Here is a 23,515-nt window from a genome sequence, read left to right on the forward strand (position 1 = left end):
CTGCTGCATCAACTGAGCCTGTTGCTATGCCTGGCGCTGGTTGCGTCGCACCTGCTCGGTATCGTGTTATTGCACTACCACGGCAGCCTGTTGCACCCACTGTCGCGCAACGCCAGCCTGGAGCGCTTGGCCACGGCTTACCATGCCGCCCGCGAACTACCGCCTGGGCAAAGCAGCACGTTGCTGGCGCACATGGGCAACCGCGAGACACGCTTCTGGGTTGCCCGACAAGCAGAGGTGGAACCATTCCCCCCGCGCGCCGAGGAACAGCGCCTGGCCAATGACCTGCGCACGCGCCTGGCGTTGCCCGCCGAAAACAGCCTTACCTTGCAGCTGGAACGGGTCAATGGTGCCGACGCCCGCACCCACCTGCTCAGCCCTGCCGGCTGGGCACCGCTGCAACTGCGCAGCAGCCTGGCGTTGGGCAACGGCCTGTTCCTCAACGCCATCCAGCACCCCAGCGGCGCCTATCAATGGAGCAGCGTGCTGGCCTACAGCCTGCCGGTGACCACCCTGCCCGTGCTGTTGGTGGTGGTGTTCTGCATCAGCCGCGTGCTACGCCCGGTAAAGTCGCTGGCCCGGGCCACGGAGCGGGTCAGCCGAGGCGAATGGATCGCGCCCCTGCCCTTGGCCGGCCCTGCTGAAGCCCGTGAACTGACGCACGCCTTCAACACCATGCAGGCCCGCCTGGCACGTCACGTAGAAGGCCGTACACGGTTGCTGGCGGCAATCAGCCATGACCTGAACACACCCTTGACTGAACTGCGCCTGCAGGTGGAGTTACTGGAGCCAGGTGAAGCGCGCGACGACATGCTGGAAAGCCTGGAAGAACTGTCAACGATGGTGCGTGAAACGCTGGGCTTCGTGCGCGATGACGCCGTGCAGGAGCCTACCCGGCGTATCGCGCTGGATACGTTGCTGGGCGAGCTGGCTCGTCGCTACGGCCTTCTGGGGCAAGCTTTGACACTGGGCAAACCTGCCGATGCTTACCTCTATTGCCGGCCCTTGGCGCTGAAGCGCGCACTGACCAACCTGATCGACAATGCACTGAAGCATGGCGGGACGGCGCGGGTTGACGTGCAGGTGCAAGCCGGGATGATCGTGCTGGAGATTCTCGACCGAGGACCTGGGCTGCCTGAAGCGTGGCTGGAAAAGGTATTCGAGCCATTTGTACAACTGGGGCACGGCAATGGCGGCCTGGGGTTGGGGCTGGCGATTGCCCGGGCATGCGTACAGGCACATGGCGGCGAACTGGTGCTGGAGAACCGGCAACCGGCGGGATTATGTGCCGTGCTGAAGCTACCGCAGTGCCTGGAAGATCAAGGGGCTGCTGCGCAGCCCCCGCACATCGAAACCGGCACCCTCTGTCAGAAGTTGTAGGTCGCCCCCATCCACAACGTGCGCCCGTAGTTCACCGTGCCGTAGGTTTCGTCATCCAGGCGCTTGTCGGTGATGTTGTTCAACGATGCATTGAGGGTCAGCGCATCGGTTACATCAAGCGACCCTCCAATATCCGCCGTGGTGTAGCCCGGCGCGCTTTCAGCCGTGACCGTGTTGCCATACTCCTCGCCGTAGTAGCTCACCGCCGCCCAGGCCTGAGCGCGATCGTTCACGCGCCATTCACTGCGCAGGCTGGCCTTCTGCTTGGGCGTCAGGGCCAGTGGTGCACCAGCGTTGGCGCCACTTTTCTGCTCTGAATCGGTGTAGGTGTAGTTACCCTTGAGCAGCACATCCCGGCTGATGTCCCACTGCCCGGTCAGCTCCACCCCGCGGATCACCGCCTTGTCGACGTTAACCCGGTCCATGACGATATAGCCGTTCCACAGCCGGTCAGTCGTCACCGTCGAGAGCTTGTCCTGGAAGTCGTTGTAGAACACGGTTGCACCGGCTTGCAGGTTGTCGCGGTTCGACCACAGCGCCGAGACTTCATAGTTGGTGCTGGTCTCCGGCTTCAGGTCGGGGTTGCCGAGCATCACGAAACGGTTACGTCGCACATAGGCATAGCCCTCCACCACCGCGCGCAGTTCCGGCGCCTTGAAGCCACGGGCCACGCCGCCCTTGAAGGTCCAATGGTCGGTCGCTCGCCATACACCATACAGCCGCGGGCTGAAGTGGTTGCCGTACTCCTCGTGGTCATCCAGGCGCAGGCCGGCAGTCAGGGCGAAGGTGTCGGTCACCGACCATTCGTTTTCGGCGAACAGCGCTTTCTGGCTAACCTTGAACTCTCGATTCACCCGGTCGCCCAGCCCTTGGTTCCAGTCCGTGACCTGGTTCTCCTGCCATTGCGTGCCAACGGTGGTGGTGTTGTGCGCAGTGGGGATCACCAGCTTGGCGTCGAACACGCGGTTGCGGATTTCCGGCTTGCGCCCGTAGATGTCGGTCTGATCAGGCGTGGCCTTGCCTTCGCGGCTAGTGGTTTCCTGGTAGAGGGCAATATCTGACGTTGCCCAACCCCAACGGCCCTGGTGCGACAGCGACCAGTGATCACGGTTGTTCTCCTGCTCACGGGTGGCCCAGTTGGCGCTTAGCCCATCGCCGTTTTTCAGGCGCGTGGCGCCTGCTTCCAGCAGGATGTCGTGGTCGATGGTCGGGGTGAAGGACAGCCGCGTCGTCAGGTCCTTGTGGTCAGCCTTGCTGTGGCCATTGGTCAGCTCCAGGTCGTCGTCGGCCTGGCGGTTCAGGTATCGGCCCCACACCTGCAACCCCAGCAGTTCCTCTTTCAGCGGCCCGCTCAAGTAGAAACTGGTTTGCCCGGCGTTACCTTCGGCACTGTGCTGGCGCAGCGAATAGTCGTAGCCGATCGACCCGCCCCACTCCGGCGCCACCTTGCGGGTGATGACGTTGATCACCCCGCCGATGGCATCGGAACCATACAGCGACGACATAGGCCCGCGTACCACCTCGATGCGCTCGATGGCGGCAGCAGGTGGCACAAAGCTCTGCTCGTAACCGGCATTGCCGTTGACTCGCGACTCGCGAGCGCTCTGGCGTTTGCCATCGACCAGGATCAGCGTGTAGTCGCCGGGCATACCGCGTATGGAGATATCGGTTTCGTTGGCACCGCCATTCACTGTCACGCCTTCCACATCGCGCACCGCATCGCCCAGGTCGCGGTAAGACTTGCGGCGCAGGTCCTCGCCTTCGATCACAGTGATCGACGCTGGGGCATCCTCGACACGCTGCTCGTAACCGGCAGCGGTGACGACCATTTCTTCGAGGGTTAGCGGTACCGGCTGGACAACTGCGGTTTCGGCGTGCAGCGGGCCGGCGATAAGGGCGGTGAGCGTGGAGGAACAGCAGATGAGACGGCGTGTCGCGGACATGCGGGTGACCCTGTGGACTCGTTGTGAATGGGAATCCTAATCACCTGCATTTTTGAAGCTGGGACAAAGTGTGACAACAACAACGCACCGTTCACGGCCAGTACCTGGGTGCGGGTTTATCCGCAACGTAGCCAAGGACGGCGCAGCAGGCCTCAATGCCTGCGATTCATCGGCCCAGGGCTATGATTAGCCGATTTTCTATTTATCATTCCAACTATTAACCACGCTTATCATCGAGCCCCGCCATGTCTGACCGCCTGCTCAACGACCGCCTCGACTGGAACCTGCTACGCACCTTCCGGGTCATTGGCCAGGAGCTGTCCATCAGCCGCGCTGCCGCCCGCCTGCACCTCACCCAACCGGCAGTGAGCCAGGCACTCAAGCGCCTTGAAGAGCAGCTCGGCCGCCAGCTCATTGCCCGCCGCGGGCCGCGCTTTGTACTGACAGAAATGGGCGAGCAGCTGTTCCAGTTGGCCGGCGAGGTGTACGGGCAAATGTCACAGATCGGTGGCTTGCTGGAGCAGCCGGCAGACGAAGTGGTGGGCAAGGTGCGCTTGCTGATGATCAGCGGCCTCTTCAGCGAACGCTTCGACAACTTCCTCGCCGACTTTCACCGCCACCGCCCGCGAGTGGAGCTGGAGATCGATGTGATGCGCAGCTCCGATATCGTCGCCGCCCTGCAGGAGAAAACCGCCACGGCGGGCCTAAGCCTGAATCGGCGGGCACAGCCACGGCTGGAACAGCGATTGTTCCTGCGCCAGCGCTATGGGTTTTTCTGTGGCAAGCACCATGCCTTGTTCGGCCAGGCCGAAGGCGACCTGCAGCGGGAGAATTTTGTCAGTTTTGCCAGCGACCAGATTGGCGGCATGTTGTCGCCGCTCACCATTTTCCGTGACCAGCAAGGGTTTGCCGGGCGCATCGTAGCGTCATCGCCAAGCCTTGAGGAAGTGCGCCGACTGGTGATCGCCGGGTTTGGCATCGGCTGCCTGCCCGAGCATGTGGTGGCAGCGGATGTCGAAGCGGGTTTGCTATGGAAGCTGCCGCCGCAGGACGGGATAGCCAATGTTGATGTTCACTTGTTGTGGAACAGAGAGCAGCGGCTCAGTCGCGCGGAAGAGGTGTTTATCGAGGCGTTGCAGCGTGTCATGACCTAACGCTTCTGAGCGGCTCGATAGACCTCGCTGCGCTCGCGCTTGCCAACCGAGACCACCACCACAACGATACGCTCGTCCTCGACCCGATAGACGAGGCGATACCCGGAGGCCTTGAGTTTGATCTTGTAGTGGTTGGGCAGTTCGCGCAGTGCGTCGGCCTGCACCTTCGGCGATTGCAGGCGCTCGCCAAGTTTTTTCTTGATCTGCTCGCGCACGGTATGCCCCAGCTTGCCCCACTCCTTCAGCGCCGAAGGCAGGAATTCGAGCTTATAGATCATCAAGAGATACCGGCACCCCTTTTTCACCCAGCCTGGCCTTGGCCAGTTCGCTCAGTTCGATATCTTCAAGGCGCTCCATCATGGCCTCATACAGCTCGGCTGGCACCATGTAACCCACCACGCGATTATGGTTGAGCACGGCGACGGGCATGCCTGCAGCACCGGTCATTACAGCAGATGGGTTCTTTTTCAGTTCTGACACGCTTACGGCCATGTCAGCAAATATGTTCTGCATATGCTTCGCCCTCAAATCAGGACGATATTTTGGTCCATATACAGGGCACACACAAGTCATTATTGTTCAGGAAAAGCTAATTCCAGTGCCTGGTGCATCGCCAACGAGCATTTGCGCCAACTTGGATCCCATTCCATGACAAGGTATGCTGGGCAATAGCTAAAAGCCATTACCCAGGCAGGATTGACGCCTGCCTTCAAGGACGAACCCTTTGCCCAGCCACCCTACCCGCCACACTATCGCCCGCCAGTGGCAGTTGCTCAAATTGCTGCCCGGTCGCCACCCGGGAATGAGCTCCACCCAGTTGCAGGCCGCCCTGACGAACGTGGGCCATAGCACCAGCAAGCGCACCGTAGAGCGCGACCTGGTCGAGCTCGCCGCGCTTTTCCCGCTGCAGTGCAACAGCAAAGGCATGCCTTATGGTTGGTACTGGCAACCGGGCCTGAGCCTGGGCGAAGCGCAGCAGCTGCAACCCGACGTGCTTACACCCCCGGAACACGTTGAACTGCATGCCTGGGTCGATGACACGCTGGCCCGCCATCTGGAGCAGTCCCCCCTGTCAGCAGACATGCAACTGACGCCGCAAGCCAGCGGCGGCGCCGCGCTGGTGGCAACCGTCGACGACAATCGGGGGCTGATGGGCTGGCTGCTGTCCCAAGCGGGCTCTATCCGCATTCACGCACCGCAGGCACTGCGCGTGGCCATGCTCGAACAGCTGCGCCAGAGCCTGGTACTGCACGATGAATGAGGGGCTGCCTGCGGCCCCGGCAGTCTCACAGGAACGTGAAGACTTGCGCAGCCGGCAACCGTGACTTGTTCAGCCCGGCGTTGAAGTCCGTCTCACTGCGATAGCCCAGGCTGAGGATCACCACGCTGGTAAAGCCACGCTCACGCAAGCCCAGCTCGGCATCGAGGATCTTGCTGTCAAAGCCTTCGATCGGCGTTGCATCCAGGCCATGTGCCGCAGCACCCAGCAACGCCGTGCCCAAGGCCAGGTAGGTTTGTTTTTCCATCCAGTGCTGCACGTCCTTCTGGTCGTAGCGGTGCAGGTTGACGTAGTGACGGCGGCTGTTGTTCTGCCCGATACGTGCTTGCTCATCGCGGAAGCGGCCATCGGCAGCCTCTTGATCGAGCACGCTGTTCAGGTGCGCTTCGGTCATTTCGGTGCGGGTGCAGAACACGATCACGTGCGACGCATCGAGCAGCTTCGGCGTGTTGTAGGCAAAACCTTCCGTGGTGCTCTTGGCCAGGCGGGCCTTGCCTTCGGCAGTATCCGCGACGATGAAGTGCCAAGGTTGGGAGTTGACCGAGGACGGGCTGTGGCGCAGTTGCTCGAGCAAGGCATCGACAGTGGCCTGGGGAATGCGGCGCGAGGCATCGTAGGCTTTGGTGGTGTAGCGGCGCTTGGCCAGCGAGACGGTATCCATGCAACAACTCCGGGAATGAACAGTGGATGTGACGCGTATCTTATCTTTCCGGCAGAAAAGAAAAACCGGCACAATGCAGCAACACTTTCATCCATGGAGTGAAAATGCTGCGCATCGCCGACCTCGAACTGTTTGCCCGCAGCAGCGTGCTGGGCAGCTTCACTGCCGCTGCCCATGAAGCAGGCCTGCTGCCGGGCCAGGTGGCTGCGGCCATCAAGCGCCTGGAACGTGACCTGGACGTGCGCCTGTTCGCCCGCACCACCCGCAGCCTGCGCCTGACCGCCGAGGGCGAACGCTACCTGCCAACCGCGCTGAATGTGCTGGAGAGCCTGCGCCAGGGCCATGAAGACCTGCATGGCAACCCCAATACCCTACGCGGCACCCTGCAGGTGTCGGCACCTTCCGATTTGGGGCGCAATATCCTGCTACCGTGGTTAAGCGACTTTCGCCGCGAACATCCTGACCTGAGCCTGCGCTTCTTGCTTTCAGACCAAGTAGCCGATTTGTTCCGCGACCCGGTGGACATTGCTATCCGCTACGGCCAAAACGAAGACGCAAACTACATTGCCTTGCCACTGGCACCCTGGAATCGTCGGGTACTAGTGGCCTCCCCTGACTACCTCGGGCGGCATGGCCGGCCGCAGACGCTGGAGGATCTGAAGCAGCACACTTGTCTTCTGTACCTACAGCTTGGCCGCATCTATGACAAATGGCGATTGGGCAATCGTATCGTAAAAGTCGGCGGCCCGCTGTTCAGCGATGATGCCGACGTGGTTCGGCGCTGGGCGCTTCACGGTGAGGGGATCGCGTACAAGTCGTGGTTGGATGTAAGCAGTAATGTGAGTGCGGGTGAGCTAGAAGTCCTTTTGCCCGAACACCCCGGAGAAAGCACACCTGTCACGCTGGTATGTCCCCATCGCAAACAGTTGACACCCGCTGTTTCACAGTTGCACAGCTGGTTGCGAGCGAAGTTCGAAACACTGCACAGACAGGCTGAGACTTAGTTTACCAATTTCATTCGGTGACAATTTACCACTACCCTTTCTATACTCATCGCTATTTAATTTTATTCAGGCAGCCACATGGATACGTATCAGCAGTCATCACTCTGGAAAAATGCGTTTTCGCCCAAGGAGGATGGCTTCGACGAACAGCGCAAAAAATTGGTCTTCGCGTATGAGGAGTTTCGAAGCCGGGTAGCCATGCTCGCAAGCCAAATAGACAAGGATATGGGTAATCTGACGATCCATGACATCACCCACGTCGATGCGCTCTGGTGGACTGCTTCAGAAATTATTGGCCCAGAATACCATGTCAACCCGGCTGAAGCGTTTGTTCTGGGGGGCGCGTTTCTTCTACATGACGCAGGGCACTGCGTCGCGGCCTACCCTGGCGGCATAGAAGAGATAATGGCACTGCCTGAATGGCAAGTATTCTGTAACACCTTGCAAGTAAACGCAGAAACGCTGAAAAGGGGAAGTGAGGCCTACCAGAACGTACTATTCGAGGTGCTTCGCGCTTTACACCCTAAACAGGCAAAAACCCTGGCACGGGCAGAATGGTTCTCTCCCGAAGATAACAAACCGCTTCACTTATTGGATAACAGCGACCTGCGTAATGACTTCGCCGATGTCATTGGCATGATTGCAGAAAGCCATTGGCATCATCCTCATCAGCTTGAAGTTCTGAGCGACAGGATTGTACAGCCGATTATCTATCTTAGCCCTGCGCCTTGGAAAGTAGATGTCTTTAAGCTCGCTTTGATTTTGCGAGTAGCTGATGCTGCACATATCGATGGAAGAAGGGCCCCTCGCTTTCTGCTGGCCATGAAGAAGCCGGTGGGTATATCCCTACATCACTGGAAATTCCAAGCGCGCTTCAATCTTCCGAGCCGCGACCTTGACCCTACCCGTAAGGAATTATGTCTTTCGTCTTCGCCTTTTACAGCTAAAGACCAAGAAGCCTGGTGGCTGGCATACGATGCGGCAAAACTATTGGATTCAGAACTGGAATCTTGTGAGCGCCTGCTGCTTGATCACCAAAGACAGCTGTTCGCAGTTAGAACGGTTGCCAACATCCATAGCACGGAACGCTTTTCTAGAAACGTCCCCACCGCCGGCTGGCACCCCGTCGACACTAGTGTAAAAATTTCAAACATCAGCGAAATTGTGGAGCGCTTTGGAGGAACTCAGCTTTATGGTGATGAGCCGAGCTTGGCGCTTAGAGAGTTGATTCAGAACGCAAGAGACGCAGTGAATGCATGCCGTAGTCTTGAAGGGTTATACCCAACAGAGGGACGGATTGATGTTGCGCTCAGGTCTACACAGGAAGGTGTGTGGCTAGATGTAGTCGATACCGGTATCGGTATGAGCCGCTATGTACTTACCGAAGTACTCCTGGATTTCGGAAAATCGCTGTGGAAAAGCAGCGAGCTACGAGGCGAATGGGAGCATCTTGGCGCAACGGGATTTGAGCCAGTTGGCAAATTCGGCATTGGTTTTTTTTCTGTTTTTATGCTGGGCTCACGAGTGGTACTAACCACCTCGCGCTACGAAGCAAAAGCCAATGAAGCCCCTCAATGGGTGTTGGATTTTTCGGATACTTACAAACTTCGACCAACACTTAGAGAACCTGGCGGCAATGAAAAACTCAAACGACACGGGACCAAAGTTTCTGTACTCCTGCACGCCAATATATTAGAGAAATTACTACAAAACCCTTCAAGCACGAGAAAAAAACCACTCAAACTATCACTTGCTGAAATTTGCGCACAACTCGCCCCTTCACTTGATGTCGATTTATTTACCACCACCGATGGGAAAACAACTCAGGCGATCAAAGCCAACGACTGGCTAGACATTGATGACCTGGCACTTCTAAAGCGTATATCGCCACACTTAGCAAACAACAGCAAGCACATAGAAAACTCTACTCCACTCCATGAACTATTGAACGAATCTGGAAAAATCATCGGCCGTATCGGCGTACGCCTCCGCAGTCATCGCTACACACCAATTACCTGCGCGGGATCCTACAAAGGTATCTACACCGGATACGTAGAGGGCATCACAGGAATAATCAACTGCACCAACCAAAGTGATTTAGCTCGCCACTCTACACATCCAGAAATAACATTAAAAGAATATTTGAAGTGGCTAGCCGAGCACGTTGAGCCGATCATTGAAAGCAAAGACCTCGCACTCCAGGATCACGCTTTAATTGCAGGCCTTGGCGCAAACCCAAAGAAGATCATCATAGGCACCATCGATGGAAAGTTGATCAACACGAAAGAACTTGCAGCGCACTGCAAAGGCCTAAAAACATTGATTCACCACGACTTCCAAATCTCATTCGAAGAAGATGACGAAGTACTACCAAGTGACTTTCGCTCCTCCCTTATACTTAACGATAACCTATTACTTACTGACAGCATAGCACCTGCAAATTGGATAAAAAAACTATTATCCGAAGACCCCAATCTTATTTTTTCAATCAGCGACACCATTGAAGACACTCTTCACCTTGCTTGGAAAGAGTTCTCCATCAGTGAAAAAGACGCCGTAATAGGCACTGTACAAGGCGAGAAAATCATTAGGAACTGCACAGTTTACGAGAGAATGTGACGACTAACTCAGCACTGGTTTTACACACTAATAAGAGCGACGCCAAACCGGGCATCGCTCAACCCCTATGGCGTGAGAATCAAAAAAATGTATTTCACATGAACCCAAATCCCTAACCCACCAAAAATCAAAACAAACAGTACAAGGTAAGTCTCATACCAGCAAAGCAAACTTCTCCACTTGATCGCAGCCTTGGGCACACCTAGTACTTCATGCTCAATCTTGGATTCATCATCCCGATAGCCTTTCCACGACAATACCCCACCCACCAACAACGCGAGGATCAACGCCGAGACCATGATGAACAGCCCCAGTAACATATAGCTCGATGGCAACGCCCAAGAAGGCTTGAGTTGCGCCTTGGCGTACGCGGTAACTACCGTGTATTGGCCAGCTGCAAGCGCCAGAACCAAAGCCTGATACACCGCCACAATTTTGAAGGTCGCTTCATTCAGCGCCTGCTTTTGTGCCAGAACGTACCTGTATTTCTCCAGTTTCAGCTCTTCCTTCAGCTCCACAACCTACCCCTGTCAGTGAACCCTTGCGACATTCTGTCGAACAAACACCGCAATATATCGGCCGCCACTCGACATCACAATGCCAGTAAGCGCACATGCTGCACATTCGTTCCAGACGATGCCTACCCGCTGAAGTAAACTGCACACTCCAACTACCGGGCCCGTTCACATGAGCAACTGGATTGACCTCAGGCAAGACGCCGATACCGGCATCGAGTCGGTCCGTGCGCATTTCGTCGGGCATGCCTACGACCCGCACTGGCACGACAGCTTCCTGGTCGGCGTGACCGAACAGGGCGTGCAGCAGTTCAACTGCCGCCGGGTGCGCCACCGCAGCACGCCGGGGCAGGTCTTCTTGCTCGAACCTGGCGACATTCATGATGGCCTGGCGCCGACCGCAGAAGGCTTCACCTATTCGACCTTGTACCTGGAGCCCGCCTGGCTCGACCAACAGTTGCGGGCGCTGTTCGAGCACGCGCCGGGCGACAGCCTGCCCAGTTTTGCCGATACCCTGTGCCACGACGAACACCTGGCGCGGGCCACTGCCCTCGCCTTCCGGGCCGTGCACGACCAGGACTTGCGCATCGTCCGGCAAACGGCCATGGACGACCTGCTGGCCTGCCTGACCCGCCACATGCACTGGCGCCGGCGCATCAACCCCGACCCGCGCCTGCCGCTGACCGCCCAGCGCGCCCGGGACTTTTTGCACGCCAACCTGGAGCGCGATATCGGCCTGGAGGACCTGGCCGAAGCCTGCGGCATCGACCGCTTTCGCCTGACGCGTGCGTTCAAGGCCGCGTTCGGCATTGCTCCGCATGCCTACCTGATCCAGCTGCGCCTGGCGCGGGCGAGGTGCCTGCTCGCCCAGGGCCAGACACCTGCCGAGGTGGCCATGGCGTTGGGCTTTGCTGATCAAAGCCACTTGGGGCGCTGGTTCCGCCGGGCCTACCGGCTGACCCCGGCCGACTACCGCAGGCGCTGCTCAAACCTTCCAGACTGAGCGCCTGCCGGCAGCGAGCATGGTGCTTCGATATCCCGGAGCCCTGAACCATGTCGCAGTCGTTGTTACCCTTCATTCTGTTCGCCCTGGTGTCCAGCATCAGCCCGGGGCCGACCAACCTGTTGATCCTGGCCCACGGCGCGCGCGCGGGTTTGCGCGCAAGCCTGGCGCCAATCGTGGCGGCCTGTGGCGCGGCGGCGGCGATCGTGTTGATGGTCGGCCTGGGGCTGGGCGAACTTCTGCTACGTCACCCCTTGGCGCAACAGGTAATGAGCTGGGCCGGCGTGTTGTGGCTAAGCTGGCTGGCCTGGAAGATGCTACGCAGTGCCGCCGCTCCGCTGCAGGCGGCCACGGCGCAGGGGTTCAGTGCTTTCAGCGCTGCATCGCTGCAGGTGGTCAACCCCAAGGTGTGGTTGATGGCCGTGGCGGTGGTCGGGGTGTTTGCCGCGCCGTCGTTGCCGGTGTGGCAATTGGCGCTGGTGTTTTTACTGATCGCCCTGCCGTGCATGGCAGCATGGGCGGTGTTGGGGGTGGGTAGCGCCCGGTGGTTGCAGGCACCGCGTCGGTTGCAGCTGTTCAACCAGGTGTTGGCGGGGGTGCTGTTGGTTTCTGCCTGGGCTGCCGTACTGGCTTGAATGCCAAGGAGGTACCCCACAGGTCTACGGGGACCTGTAGGAGCGGCCTTGTGTCGCGATGGACCGCAAAGCGGTCCCAGGATTTCAGATTCGCAGTAGAAATTGCCGGGGCCGCTTTGCGGCCCATCGCGACACAAGGCCGCTCCTACAGAAAAGCGCACTGGGCTTGGGTCAGTGTGTCAACGCCTCGCGAAAGCGCCGGGTGCTGGCAACGGCCAGCACCAGCCCGACCACTGCCACGCTACCGCCCACCAGGCCGATATCCGCCACGTTCATCTGGCTGCTGACGATACTGCCCAGCAGCGCGCCACCGCCAATCCCGATGTTGTAGATACCCGAAAACAGCGCCATGGCGACATCGGTGGCATCGGATGCCAGCTTCAAGGTCTTGGACTGCAGCGCCAGGCTGAAGCTGAGGATCGCCACACCCCAGAACATGCTCAGCACCGCGAACGCATAGAAGTTGCCCGACAGCGGCAGCATCAACAACAGGCACGCGGCGAGCAAGCCGATCGAGCCGACCAGAAAGCCATGGGGGAAGCGGTCACTGTAGCGGCTGAACAGCACCGAGCCGAATACCCCGGCACCGCCAAACAGCAGCAACAACAGCGTGGTGCGCTCACCGCCGATCTGCGCCACATGCAGTGCAAACGGTTCGATGTAGCTGTAGGCAGTGAACTGCGCGGTAATCACCAGCGTCACCAGCAGGTAGGTGATCACCAGCGCCGGGCGCTTGAACAGGACCGGCAAGCTGCGCAACGAGCCAGAGTTCTGGCTGGGCAGCAGCGGCAGCGACTTCATCAGGCACAGCATGGTGGCCAGTGCGACGCCGGCAATGCTGAGGAAGGTCACGCGCCAGCCCAGCGCCTCGCCCACCACACGCCCCAGCGGAATGCCCAGCACCATTGCCAGGGTGGTGCCGGTGGCCAGCAGGCCCAGCGCCTTGGCCTGCTGCCCCGGTGGCGCCACACGCACCGCCAGCGAAGCGGTAATGGCCCAGAACACCGCATGCGCCAGGGCAATGCCGATACGGCTGACCAGCAACATGGCAAAGCTCTGCGACAGCCACGACAGCAAGTGGCTGACAATGAACACCAGGAATACGAACAGCAGCAGCCGCCGCCGCTCGATGTTGCGGGTCAGCAGCATCATGGGCAGCGAGGCCAGCGCCACCACCCAGGCATAGATGGTCAGCATCAGCCCGACCTGGGCGGTGCTCATGTCGAAGCTGCGGCCAATGTCACTGAGCAGCGCCACCGGGACGAACTCGGTGGTGTTGAAGATGAAGGCCGCCAAGGCCAGAGCGATGACGCTCAACCAGCTGCCGCTGCCAGCCGTGGGCGGCAGGTGGGTGGGGATGGGTCCGTTCATGGGTGGGAAACGCTTCTCCGCAGACAAGGCAACAGTTCGCACGCCAGCCACCCGGTTGCTGGGGGCCGACGTACGCGCTGTTATTGATAGGAATGTACGGCATGGTACGCGTCAAGCCGGGGCCTCACAACCGCAAGGCAGGTAGAAGGAGTACCATGCGCGCTTTGTGTGAAACGCGTGTGCAACAAGGAGCCCGATCCGCTCATGGACAAGCAGCACCCCCAGCAGCAGTGGCAGCAGGCAGTTATTGCCTATGCCCAGGCCGTCAACGACTACGTCGCGCAGGGCCGTGCGCAGGGCTGGGACAATCTTGAAGAGCCGCAGGTCCCAGCCACCGGGCACCTGCTCGACGCCTGGCTGGCGGCCCTGCAAGCGGCCAATCGCCCTGGCTGCAACGAGCAACAGCGCCTGGCCTTTCGCCAGGCCTGGCCCCCTGCGCACCTACCTTTGGTGCCGTTGCTTGATGAACACGGCCAAGGTATCAGCAGCGTTCTGCTGCTGGACGACGGCAGCCTGCTGGCACGCATCGGCATGCCTTACGACAAGGGCCAAGTGGTACGTATCAGCCACCAAGGGGTAACCCCGGTGATCGGTACCGAGCACTTCGGCCGCTGCCCGGGCCGCCGCTATTTCGCCCTGGCCAATGCCGAAGGGGTGCGCGTGACCGATGGCTGGGGCGGCCCACAGGTGCAGCGACTGGCCTGGCCGACCGGGTTGGAAGGGTTGCCGGCGGGTTACCCGTTCGAGCCGTTCGACCTGCAGCCCGCGCCGACCGCGCTGATCCCCTTCCCCGATGGCCAACGCGTGCTGCTGGTGAGCGCCGAAGGTATTTTTGTACTGACCGTTGAGGGCGCAATTCGTCTATTGCCGCATCAGGCGCGGGTGCTCGATGAGCTGGCCGAAGGTACCGAGCCGGAGGACATCAGCCTGGGGCTGAGCATGGAGCATGGTGCGGTGTCGGCGGATGGCCGCCTGATCGTGGTAGGTGAGCAAGGTAGCCGGCACCTGGTACTGGACGACCAGTACAGGCTTGTGGCTGAAATCGGCCCCGGCAGTGAATACCCGCACTTTGCGCTGTTCAACAGGGCCGGTGACCAATTGATACTCAATGCCTGCCACTTCTACAGCGGTGCCACGCTGGCGGTCCGGGTGGCCGACCTGCCGGGGCTGCGAACCGATTACTACAGCCAGGACCCGCATACCCCGTTGGTACAGGATGGCGCACGGGTGTATGCCGGCGTTGCGCGCACTGGCGAGTACATCGTCGGGGACGCCTACGGCTACCTGCGGGCATTTGGCGAAGATGGCAAGGAACATTGGCAGCACTATCTGGGTTCTACCATCAGCGCGATGGATGTGAGTGCCGACGGGCGTACGCTGGTGGCGGCTAGCCATGCAGGGGTTGTATCGCTGATTGCCCTGGACAGCGGGCGACCTGAGTGGCAGATCGGCACCGGGGCGCATGGCGAAGTGCGGCGGTGGTTGTTCTGGAAAGGGTGGGACAAGGCGATGATCTGGTAGCAGGTCCAACATTTTTGCTGCCTGCACTGGCCTCTTCGCGGGCTTGCCCGCTCCCACAGGCACTACACAGGCCTTGAGAACTGTGCAGTATCGGTGGGAGCGGGCAAGCCCGCGAAGAGGCCGGTACAGGCAACCGATCAATCAGCCCTGAAGTGTGGCCATGTCGATCACGAACCGGTACTTCACATCCCCGGCAATCATCCGCTCATACGCCTGGTTGATGTTGCGGATATCCAGCATCTCGATATCACAACGGATGTCGTGCTGGGCGCAGAAGTCCAGCACCTCCTGGGTCTCGGCGATGCCACCGATCAACGACCCCGCCAGCACCCGGCGCTTCAATACCAGGTTGGCCGCATGCACTGCCGGGTCGATCGGTTCGATCAGGCCGACCAGGATGTGCACACCATCAAACTTCAGTGTTTCCAGATACGGGTTGAGGTCGTGCTGTACCGGGATGGTATCGAGCAGGAAATCGAAACGGTCGGCTGCTGCGCGCATCTGCTCGGCATCGGTGGACACGATCACATGGTCAGCGCCCTGGCGGCGGGCTTCCTCGGCCTTGGCCTGAGACCGCGTGAACAGGGTGACTTCGGCGCCCAGGGCCTTGGCCAGCTTGATGCCCATGTGGCCAAGGCCGCCCATGCCGAGGATGCCGACCTTGTGGCCAGGGCCGACACCATGGTGCTTGAGCGGCGAATAGGTGGTAATGCCAGCGCACAGGATCGGTGCGGCGCTGGGCAGGTCCATGCCGGTCGGGATGCGCAGCACGAAGTGCTCGCTGACCACGATGCTGCTGGAGTAACCGCCCATGGTATTGCTGCCGTCGACCCGGTCCGGGGTGGCGTAGGTCATGGTCGGGCCTTCAAGGCAATATTGCTCCAGGTCCTTGGCGCAGGCTTCACAGTGGCGGCACGAGTCGACCATGCAGCCGACGCCAACCAGGTCACCCACCTTGTGCGCGGTGACCTTGGTGCCCACCGCCGTGACCCGGCCAATGATCTCGTGGCCAGGCATCAGCGGGTACACGGCGATGCCCCATTCGTTGCGTGCCTGGTGGATGTCGGAGTGGCACACACCGCAGTACAGGATTTCGATGGCGACGTCGTCCGGGCGCGGACTGCGGCGCTCGAAGGTCATGGGCGCCAGTGGGCTGGCAGGGGTTTGGGCGGCGTAACCGATGGCGGTATACATGCAGGGCCTCGCAGGAAAGTGAAACGATTCAGGCGGCGCATTCTGCGCGCCCAACCGCGTCACGCCCACGGCTGATTCTCCGGCATTCATGCCTGATTCTACGAAGATCCCATCTGACACCTGGCGCCATGCCTTGGATCTGCGATGATTAAGCTGTCTGATTCTCTGCCTTTGGTTGACCATGCAACTGACCCGTCACGTCGACGCCAATGCGCCGCTTTGCACGCTGATCCGCAGCCTCGCTACGCGCCCGGGCTTCGTGCCCACGCACCTGCCTCAGGTACAGGTGCTGAGCTGGGACCACTATGTGGCCAGCAGCCCGCAAATCTACGAACCCAGCCTGATGATCCTGGCCCAGGGCAGCAAGCTGGCGCGCCTGGGGCCGCGCACCCTCGAATACGGCGCCGGTCATTACCTGGTGCAGGCGTTGTCGGTGCCGTTCATGTGCGAAACCTTCGCCACCCCTGACGCGCCATTGCTGGGCGTGGCAGTGGACATCGACCGTGGCGTGCTGGGTGAACTGGTGCAGAGCATGGACCTGGCGCCAGACGCTGCAATACAGGCACAAACACCGCAATCGATGACCTCGGCAGCACTGGATGCGCCCATGCGCGACAGTGTCGAACGGCTGCTGCACTGCCTGCAGGACCCGCTGGACGCCAAGGTGCTGGGCCCGGCACGCGTACGCGAGGTGTTGTATACCGCGCTGCGCGGCCCGCAGGCCGGTGTGTTGCGGGCACTGGTGGAGCAACAGGGGCACTTCGCCCGCATCGGCGCCGCGCTCGCCCACCTTCGGGAGCATTACGCCGATCCACTGAGCGTGGAGGCACTGGCCGCGCGGGCCAACATGAGCGTTTCGACCTTCCATGAACACTTCAAGCGCTGCACCGACATGGCACCGATGCAGTACCTCAAGCGCCTGCGGCTACTCAAGGCGCAGCAGATGTTGATCGGCGAAGGCCTGGGCGTGGCGCAGGCTGCGCACCGGGTGGGTTACCAGAGCACTTCGCAGTTCAGCCGCGAGTACAAACGCCAGTTCGAGCGCAGCCCGGGGGACGAACTGCCGTATCAGAGCTTGCCTGTGTAGCGACGCCAGTTTATCGAGCATGCACGATCATTGTGGGAACGGGCGCGCCCGCGAAGCAGACGACGCGGTGGATGGCACCGGCTATGCCGGTGTTCGCGGGCGCGCCCGCTCCCACAGTAGCCACATGCGCTTCATGCTTGCCGCTCGACCATAGCGATAATTGCGGCCTTGAGCTCAGCCTTGGCCTGCCCGGCCTCCAGCTCCCCTGCTGCAGCTGCCTGAGACAGCGCATCCGCCGCTCCTACCAACAGGCGCATGCCAGCAACCCCCACATTGCCGCTGGGCGAAAAACCGGCCAAGGCTTCGCGGCACTTGTCCAGAAACGGCTGCTCATACGCCCGCTTCAGTGCCTCCATTTCCGGCGACCCGGCCAGCGCTGCCGACACCCCGGGTATCTCCCGGCCCTGACTCATCACGCAGTCCACATAGGCCTCGGCAATCACCTGGGCACGGCTGTCCAAGCTGGCCTCACAACTGGCCAGGGCCTGCGCCAGCATCTGCGACTGACGGGCATCGTATTCCTGGTACAGCGCCACCAGTAGCCCATTACGGGTCTCGAAATGATCGTAGACCACAGGCTTGGTCACCCCTGCAAGCTCAGCCAACCGGCCCAGGCTCAGGGCATCTGTACCCTCCTCCCGCACCAGTTGCCAGGCCACATCGAGCAACTGCCTGCGTCGATCGTCGCGGCTAAGGCGCTTGCGTGAGCGTGCTTGATCATCGCTTGACATCGATTACCTACCAAAAGTAACTTACTAAGCGTAACTTACCTCGAGTATATAGCGCTCAAGGCAACCCTGCACCCTACAATGGAGAACCACCATGCACGCTCTGATCGTCGTCGGTCATCATGACCCGCAATCCCTCACTCACGCGCTGGCCCGGCAGGTTGCCGACGGCTTGGCCAGCAAAGGCCACAGCAGCGAAATCGCCGACCTGGCCAGCGAAGGTTTCGACCCCCGTTTCGGCTTGGCAGACCATGCCGTACACCGTCGGCTGGCAGCACCACCGGCCGATGTTCTCAATGAGCAGGCCCGCATCGAGCGCGCAGACGCCTTGGTACTGGTCTATCCAATCTACTGGTGGTCGCTGCCGGCCTTGCTCAAGGGCTGGGTCGAGCGGGTATTCAGCAACGGTTGGGCGTTCGACTATGAAGAGGGCACCACGGTCAAGAAATTACGCGGCATGAACGTTCACCTGATCGGCGTCGCAGGCGCCGATACAGGCACGTTCGAACGGCATGGCTATGGCGAGGCGATGCGTGTACAGATCGAGCACGGCATCTTCGACTACTGCGGCGCCGAGGTGCTCACCTCCACATTGCTGGATGACAGCGAAGGGCCTGACCAGGCCCCCCAGTTGCATCGCGCTCACGCGTTGGGCAAAAAACTGTTTGCAGATTGCCAGGTCGCTGCCTGAGCTGTGCCGCAGCGCCGCTACTCAAGTAGCGGCAGCTCAGCTTCTGCGCCCCGCCCCATTGCAGGAAAACAAAAGACCCGGCTACCATTGAGAACGATTCACACTCACAACCGGAAGCCAGGCGTTGGACAGCACATCGACCCGTAAACTGGGCTTTTTCTTCAGCGATCACCATCGCTGGTTGCTCCAGCACATCCACAAACGCCTGCGCAACCACGCCGACGCCGAGGACACCGCCGCCGAAACGTTCTGCCAGATGCTCGGCGCACGCGTCGACCCCGACAGCATTCAGCAGCCTCGCGCCTACCTCACCGTCATTGCCCGCCGGCTGATCTTCGACCGCCATCGTCGTCGTCAGCTCGAGCAAGCCTATCTGGACCATCTGGCGCGGCTGCCGGAGGCCGTAGCGCCATCGGCCGAGGAGCAGTTGCTGTTGATCGAGGCCCTGATAGCCATCGATCAGGCATTGGACGGCTTGCCAGCCGTGGTCAAAGCCACCTTCCTCTATAGCCAGCTCGACGGTATGCACTACGCCGACATTGCCGCAAAGCTGCAGATCAGCGAGCGCTCTGTCAGCCGCTACATGAAACAGGCGCTGCGCCAATGTTACCTGTGCGAGGTGCAGGCATGAGCAGGCCAGCCCTCGACCGGGTCAGCGAACAGGCCATCGACTGGATGGTCGAACTCAGGGCCGCCACGCCTGACCCGGCGCTGCGGCAAAGGGTCAGGATCTGGCTGCAGCAGGACCCCGCTCACCAACAGGCCTGGAACCGCCTGGAACAACGCCTTGGCCATCCGTTTGCCGCGTTGCACGCGCTGGATCAGCGGGCCCCCGGCCAAGCCGCAGAGGCACGCCGATTGCTGATGCAGCCTACCCGCTCACGGCGTGACGTACTTGGCGCCATGGCCAGCCTCGGGCTGTTCGGCGCGGCGCTGTGGGGTGGATGGCGCAGCGACACCACCCAAGGCTGGCTGGCCGATTTGCACACAGGCAGTGGCGAGCGCCACAGCTTCACCTTGGCAGACGGCAGTCGCCTGAGCCTGAACAGCGCCAGCGCTGTCGACGTTTGCTTCGATGGCGGGCAGCGTCTGCTGGTACTGCGTCACGGCGAGTTGCTGATCCAGGTTGCGCGCGATCCGCTGCGCCCGTTGCGTGTGCGCACCGCGCAAGGGCAAGTGCAGGCGTTGGGGACGCGTTTTCTGGTCAGCCAGGAGCAGGACGCGACCCGGGTCGTGGTATTGCAGCACAGTGTCCGCGCCAGCCTGGCCGATGGGCAGTGGGCCGATCTGCAGCAAGGGCAGGCCGCCCTGCTGCGCAGTAATGCCATTGAGCGGCTGACGGGCGAGCAACAGCAACGTGCTGCATGGCTGGAGGGCCGCCTGGAGGTCCTCGACCAGCCCCTGCATGTGGTGGTCGACGCGCTGCGCCCCTACCAGCGCGGTTACATCCGGCTAGCCCCCGCAGTACGCGAACTTCGAGTACAAGGCGTTTTCCCTCTGGACCAGCCACAACAGGCGTTGAAGGCGTTGGCCGAAGCCCTGCCAATCAGCGTGGAGCGCTATGGCCCGTGGCTGATGCTGATCGACCTGAAAACCGCTTGATAAAAATATTTATGAAAATCATTCGTAATCGTGGCAAGTTTTTCTGGCTCGTCCCACATACCTCCTGACAGCCACTTCATTCGGGAGTAATCCGTGTACAACCTCTTGCCCCGCGCCCTGCCGCTGGTCGCCGCCCTGGCCAGCTTCAACGTGCTTGCCCAGGCGCAAACCCAGGTGTTCGACCTGCCACCTGCCAGCCTGGCCCACACGCTCAACCGCATTGCCAGCCAGAGCGGCCACATCATTGCGCTGGAGCCTGAACTGGTGCGCGGCAAACAGGCACCTGCCGTGGTCGGCCGGATGAGCGCCGAGCAGGCCATGCAAGCCGCGCTGGCCGGCAGCGGCTTGCAGCTGCGGGTTTCTGCCGAGGGCCATTTCAGTGTGGTTCCCGGCAACCTTGGCAGCGACGTCATGGAACTGGGCAGCACCAGCATCACCGACAACTATGTGGATGCAACCAGCGAAGGCACGGGTTCCTATGCCGCACGCGCGGTGACCCTGGGCAAAGGCACGCACACACTCAAGGAGATTCCGCAGTCAGTCACCGTCATCACGCGCAAGCAACTGGATGACCAGGGCATCACCGACTTGCAGGATGCGCTCAACCACACTACCGGCATTGTCGGCGCACAGGGCATTGGCCCTGGCGTGGTCGTGACCTCGCGTGGCTTCCAGATTGATGACTGGCAATACGATGGTGTGCCAATCCAGCGCAACAACTACTCACTGGGTAACTGGGCGACCCAGGACCTGGTGTTCTTCGACCGCGTGGAAGTGCTGCGGGGTGCCTCGGGCCTGCTGCAAGGCACCGGCAGCCCGGGCGGGGCGATCAACCTGGTGCGCAAACGTGGCCAGGCGGCGCCAACCGTCACGCTGACAGGCAAGGCTGGTTCCTGGGACCACTATGGCCTGCAGCTGGATGCTGGCGGCCCGCTGACGAGCGACGGCCGGGTGCGCGGACGGGTTGTCGCTGACGAAGACCAGAGTGACAGCTTCATCGACTACGTCTGGACAAAAAACCATTCGTTGTATGGTGCTCTGGACATCGACCTGAATGATGCAACCACGGTAGGCGGCGGCATCAGCTACAGCCGTCAGCAGTCCCGGCCGATGCTGCGCGGCATCCCGCGCTATGCCAACAGCAAGGCAATAGACCTGCCGCGTTCGACCTACACCGGCGCCCGCTGGAGCCGTGCAGAAAACGATGTCACTACCTACTATCTGGACCTTGAACACCGCTTCAACGATGACTGGACGTTCAAGGCCGCCGCCGTTCGCATGGATGAAGTGAACACGTCCACTCACCAGCGCGTCCAGAGCACCGGGATCGGGGTTCAACCAGACGGCAGCGGCATCACCTACGCCGACTGGCTTACCGATTTTCACTCGACCAAACTGGGCCTGGACATGAACGTGGTAGGCCACTTCGACACCGGCCCCCTGGCCCATGAAATCACCGTGGGCGGCAACTATGCCAAGTTGACGTCGGATGACGCCTACTGGCGCAATTTCGACGCGGGCGGCAACATCTTCGACATCGACCATGACCGCCCCGAGCCCAGCCGTGACAGTGTGTTCGACGGTAACCTGGCGCGCTCCAACCGGGCCAGCTACGACATTCGCCAAAAAGGCCTGTACGGCGCCTGGCGCGTCAAACCTACTCAGGACCTGACGTTGATCCTCGGCTCGCGTGTCAGTTGGTTCGACTACCGCTGGGACTCGATCGACTTCAGCAGCCTGACCGACCCAGGTACCCGCTACCCAACCAGCCGTATGACCGAAACGGGCCAAGTCACCCCTTATGCCGGCTTCATCTATGACCTGACCCGCGAATGGGCTTGGTACGCCAGCTACACCGACGTATTCGTCCCGCAAACCGAACGCGCCGTGGGCAATACGCCGCTCAAACCGGTGATCGGCAGCAACTATGAAACGGGCCTCAAGGGCGAGTTGCTCGACGGCCGGGTCAACGCCTCGATTGCCCTGTTCCGCTACGATCAGGAAAACCGTGCCGTTACCGATGTGGCCTCGGGCTTCGCCTGCGATGACTGGTATTGCTCCACCGCAGCGGGCAAGGTGCGCAGCCAAGGCGTCGAAGCCGAGATCAGCGGCGAAGTGCTCAGTGGCCTGCAACTGTTCGCAGGCTACACCTACAACACCACCAAGTACCTCGATGACCCAGATGAAAAGGGCCGCACATTCAGCCAGTGGACACCCAAGCACATGCTGCGCGCCTGGGCCGACTACACCCTGCCGCTGGACGGCCAGCGCTGGAGCACCGGCCTTGGTTTCACCACTCAGAGCCACACCCTTGGCTATGAGCGCACCTACACCGTGCCTGGCTACACCGTGTGGAGCGCGCGCCTGGCCTACCAGCTGACCCCGGAAGTGAACCTTGCCGTCAACGCCAACAACCTGTTCGACAAGAAGTACTGGGTCGCCGGCTTCAACCAGCTCAATGGCAGCAACAACTATGGCGAACCGCGCAACTTCATGCTGACGGTCAAGTACACCCCGGAATTCTGACCCCGGGTCAGTCTGCCAGCGGCCACTGCGCCAAGGGCCAGTACGCGCCCTTGCGCGACTCGTAGAGCGTGAAGTGGCGCGCTGTAAGGTAGAACTCCGGAGCGCTGATGGCTTCGGGCGGTTGCCCGCGATAATCCCTGGACAGGGTCAAGTGTGGCCGATACTCACGGTTGGCCACCTCCACCCCCAACGGCAGCAACGCCTGCTGCAAGCCGTACACCAGTTGCAACAGGGCCGGCGGTATCTGCTGCGCCTCCAGCACCAACGCACCGGCCCGCTGCCACACCTGCAAACGGTCAAGCAACAGCCGCGGTGCCGCCCCAGGCAGCGTCAGTTGATCGACCGCCGCACAGATAGCAGGCACCTGGGCGGTATCCACATCGCCGAGAAACAACAGCGTGACATGGAAGTTGGCCGCCGGCACCGGCTTGCCACTGCGCAGGCTCAGGCCCCGGCGCCATTGGGCCAGAGCACTGCGCTGGGCGTCACTGACCGGCAAGGCGAAGAACAGCCTTTTGAACGGGCTACCGCTGGGGCGTATATCCTGAACCATACAAACTCCCTGGCATGAAACGTTTGCGCAAGACTGTAGGGCATTACAC

Annotated in this window: 22 protein-coding genes; 13 read left to right on the forward strand and 9 right to left on the reverse strand. The window is 60.8% G+C overall.

Annotated elements, in window-relative coordinates; genetic code table 11:
• The gene (locus P0Y58_19715; GenBank protein WEK33364.1) at positions 1-1,380 is read left to right on the forward strand and encodes an ATP-binding protein; all 1,380 of its coding nucleotides are present in this window, start codon (positions 1-3) and stop codon (positions 1,378-1,380) included.
• Here P0Y58_19715 and P0Y58_19720 read toward each other — a convergent pair.
• Positions 1,368-3,272 carry a TonB-dependent receptor gene (locus tag P0Y58_19720; protein ID WEK33365.1) on the reverse strand — a complete coding sequence of 635 codons (1,905 nt, stop codon included), beginning with the start codon at positions 3,270-3,272 and terminating at the stop codon, positions 1,368-1,370. The two genes, P0Y58_19715 and P0Y58_19720, sit on opposite strands and share 13 nt — an antisense overlap.
• 296 nt (positions 3,273-3,568) lie before the next feature.
• On the opposite strand from P0Y58_19720, the gene P0Y58_19725 reads away from it, so the two are divergent.
• Positions 3,569-4,477 carry a LysR family transcriptional regulator gene (locus P0Y58_19725; protein WEK29123.1) on the forward strand — a complete coding sequence of 303 codons (909 nt, stop codon included), beginning with the start codon at positions 3,569-3,571 and terminating at the stop codon, positions 4,475-4,477.
• Here the strand turns inward: P0Y58_19725 and P0Y58_19730 are convergent.
• Complete coding sequence (locus P0Y58_19730; protein ID WEK29124.1) at positions 4,474-4,755, reverse strand: type II toxin-antitoxin system RelE/ParE family toxin; 282 nt, start codon at positions 4,753-4,755, stop codon at positions 4,474-4,476. The genes P0Y58_19725 and P0Y58_19730 overlap by 4 nt on opposite strands.
• Complete coding sequence (locus tag P0Y58_19735) at positions 4,745-4,990, reverse strand: type II toxin-antitoxin system Phd/YefM family antitoxin (protein WEK29125.1); 246 nt, start codon at positions 4,988-4,990, stop codon at positions 4,745-4,747. Before P0Y58_19735 ends, P0Y58_19730 begins: the two co-directional genes overlap by 11 nt.
• Positions 4,991-5,201: 211 nt before the next feature.
• On the opposite strand from P0Y58_19735, the gene P0Y58_19740 reads away from it, so the two are divergent.
• Positions 5,202-5,738 (forward strand): WYL domain-containing protein, encoded by a 537-nt coding sequence (locus P0Y58_19740; GenBank protein WEK29126.1) that lies wholly within the window; start codon positions 5,202-5,204, stop codon positions 5,736-5,738.
• Between the two features lie 25 nt (positions 5,739-5,763).
• Here the strand turns inward: P0Y58_19740 and nfsB are convergent, their stop codons facing one another.
• Complete coding sequence (gene nfsB, locus P0Y58_19745) at positions 5,764-6,417, reverse strand: oxygen-insensitive NAD(P)H nitroreductase (GenBank protein ID WEK29127.1); 654 nt, start codon at positions 6,415-6,417, stop codon at positions 5,764-5,766.
• A gap of 104 nt (positions 6,418-6,521) precedes the next feature.
• On the opposite strand from nfsB, the gene P0Y58_19750 reads away from it, so the two are divergent.
• Positions 6,522-7,421 (forward strand): LysR family transcriptional regulator, encoded by a 900-nt coding sequence (locus P0Y58_19750; GenBank protein WEK29128.1) that lies wholly within the window; start codon positions 6,522-6,524, stop codon positions 7,419-7,421.
• A gap of 78 nt (positions 7,422-7,499) precedes the next feature.
• Positions 7,500-10,040 (forward strand): ATP-binding protein, encoded by a 2,541-nt coding sequence (locus tag P0Y58_19755; GenBank protein WEK29129.1) that lies wholly within the window; start codon positions 7,500-7,502, stop codon positions 10,038-10,040.
• A 65-nt stretch (positions 10,041-10,105) separates the two neighbouring features.
• Here P0Y58_19755 and P0Y58_19760 read toward each other — a convergent pair whose 3' ends face one another.
• Positions 10,106-10,558 carry a hypothetical protein gene (locus P0Y58_19760; protein ID WEK29130.1) on the reverse strand — a complete coding sequence of 151 codons (453 nt, stop codon included), beginning with the start codon at positions 10,556-10,558 and terminating at the stop codon, positions 10,106-10,108.
• 169 nt (positions 10,559-10,727) lie between these two features.
• On the opposite strand from P0Y58_19760, the gene P0Y58_19765 reads away from it, so the two are divergent.
• The gene (locus P0Y58_19765; protein WEK29131.1) at positions 10,728-11,558 is read left to right on the forward strand and encodes an AraC family transcriptional regulator; all 831 of its coding nucleotides are present in this window, start codon (positions 10,728-10,730) and stop codon (positions 11,556-11,558) included.
• 50 nt (positions 11,559-11,608) lie between these two features.
• Positions 11,609-12,193, forward strand: coding sequence for a LysE family translocator (locus P0Y58_19770; GenBank protein WEK29132.1), 585 nt, complete (start codon positions 11,609-11,611; stop codon positions 12,191-12,193).
• 171 nt (positions 12,194-12,364) lie between these two features.
• Here P0Y58_19770 and P0Y58_19775 read toward each other — a convergent pair whose 3' ends face one another.
• Positions 12,365-13,564, reverse strand: coding sequence for a sugar transporter (locus P0Y58_19775; protein ID WEK29133.1), 1,200 nt, complete (start codon positions 13,562-13,564; stop codon positions 12,365-12,367).
• Between the two features lie 204 nt (positions 13,565-13,768).
• Here P0Y58_19775 and P0Y58_19780 point away from each other — a divergent pair, with 204 nt between their 5' ends.
• Complete coding sequence (locus P0Y58_19780; protein ID WEK29134.1) at positions 13,769-15,085, forward strand: hypothetical protein; 1,317 nt, start codon at positions 13,769-13,771, stop codon at positions 15,083-15,085.
• 141 nt (positions 15,086-15,226) lie between these two features.
• Here P0Y58_19780 and calA read toward each other — a convergent pair whose 3' ends face one another.
• Positions 15,227-16,279 carry a vanillin reductase gene (gene calA / locus P0Y58_19785; protein WEK29135.1) on the reverse strand — a complete coding sequence of 351 codons (1,053 nt, stop codon included), beginning with the start codon at positions 16,277-16,279 and terminating at the stop codon, positions 15,227-15,229.
• A gap of 181 nt (positions 16,280-16,460) precedes the next feature.
• Here calA and P0Y58_19790 point away from each other — a divergent pair, with 181 nt between their 5' ends.
• Positions 16,461-17,366, forward strand: a complete 906-nt coding sequence (locus tag P0Y58_19790) for an AraC family transcriptional regulator (protein ID WEK29136.1) — start codon at positions 16,461-16,463, stop codon at positions 17,364-17,366.
• A gap of 131 nt (positions 17,367-17,497) precedes the next feature.
• Here P0Y58_19790 and P0Y58_19795 read toward each other — a convergent pair whose 3' ends face one another.
• Positions 17,498-18,097, reverse strand: a complete 600-nt coding sequence (locus tag P0Y58_19795; GenBank protein WEK29137.1) for a TetR/AcrR family transcriptional regulator — start codon at positions 18,095-18,097, stop codon at positions 17,498-17,500.
• A gap of 91 nt (positions 18,098-18,188) precedes the next feature.
• Here P0Y58_19795 and P0Y58_19800 point away from each other — a divergent pair, with 91 nt between their 5' ends.
• The 4 genes from P0Y58_19800 (at position 18,189) to P0Y58_19815 (ending at position 22,913) form a co-directional block, all read left to right on the forward strand.
• Complete coding sequence (locus tag P0Y58_19800) at positions 18,189-18,785, forward strand: NAD(P)H-dependent oxidoreductase (GenBank protein ID WEK29138.1); 597 nt, start codon at positions 18,189-18,191, stop codon at positions 18,783-18,785.
• 124 nt (positions 18,786-18,909) lie between these two features.
• Entirely contained in the window at positions 18,910-19,416 is a 507-nt protein-coding gene (locus tag P0Y58_19805) for a sigma-70 family RNA polymerase sigma factor (protein WEK29139.1), read from the forward strand.
• Complete coding sequence (locus P0Y58_19810; GenBank protein WEK29140.1) at positions 19,413-20,387, forward strand: FecR family protein; 975 nt, start codon at positions 19,413-19,415, stop codon at positions 20,385-20,387. The genes P0Y58_19805 and P0Y58_19810 overlap by 4 nt, the downstream gene beginning before the upstream one ends.
• A 93-nt stretch (positions 20,388-20,480) precedes the next feature.
• Positions 20,481-22,913, forward strand: coding sequence for a TonB-dependent siderophore receptor (locus P0Y58_19815; protein WEK29141.1), 2,433 nt, complete (start codon positions 20,481-20,483; stop codon positions 22,911-22,913).
• 7 nt (positions 22,914-22,920) lie between these two features.
• On the opposite strand, the gene thpR is transcribed toward P0Y58_19815, so the two are convergent.
• Entirely contained in the window at positions 22,921-23,466 is a 546-nt protein-coding gene (gene thpR, locus P0Y58_19820; protein ID WEK29142.1) for an RNA 2',3'-cyclic phosphodiesterase, read from the reverse strand.
• Between the last annotated feature and the right edge of the window lie 49 nt (positions 23,467-23,515).

Origin of the sequence: Candidatus Pseudomonas phytovorans (assembly GCA_029202525.1) — a bacterium.
GTDB lineage: Bacteria > Pseudomonadota > Gammaproteobacteria > Pseudomonadales > Pseudomonadaceae > Aquipseudomonas > Aquipseudomonas phytovorans.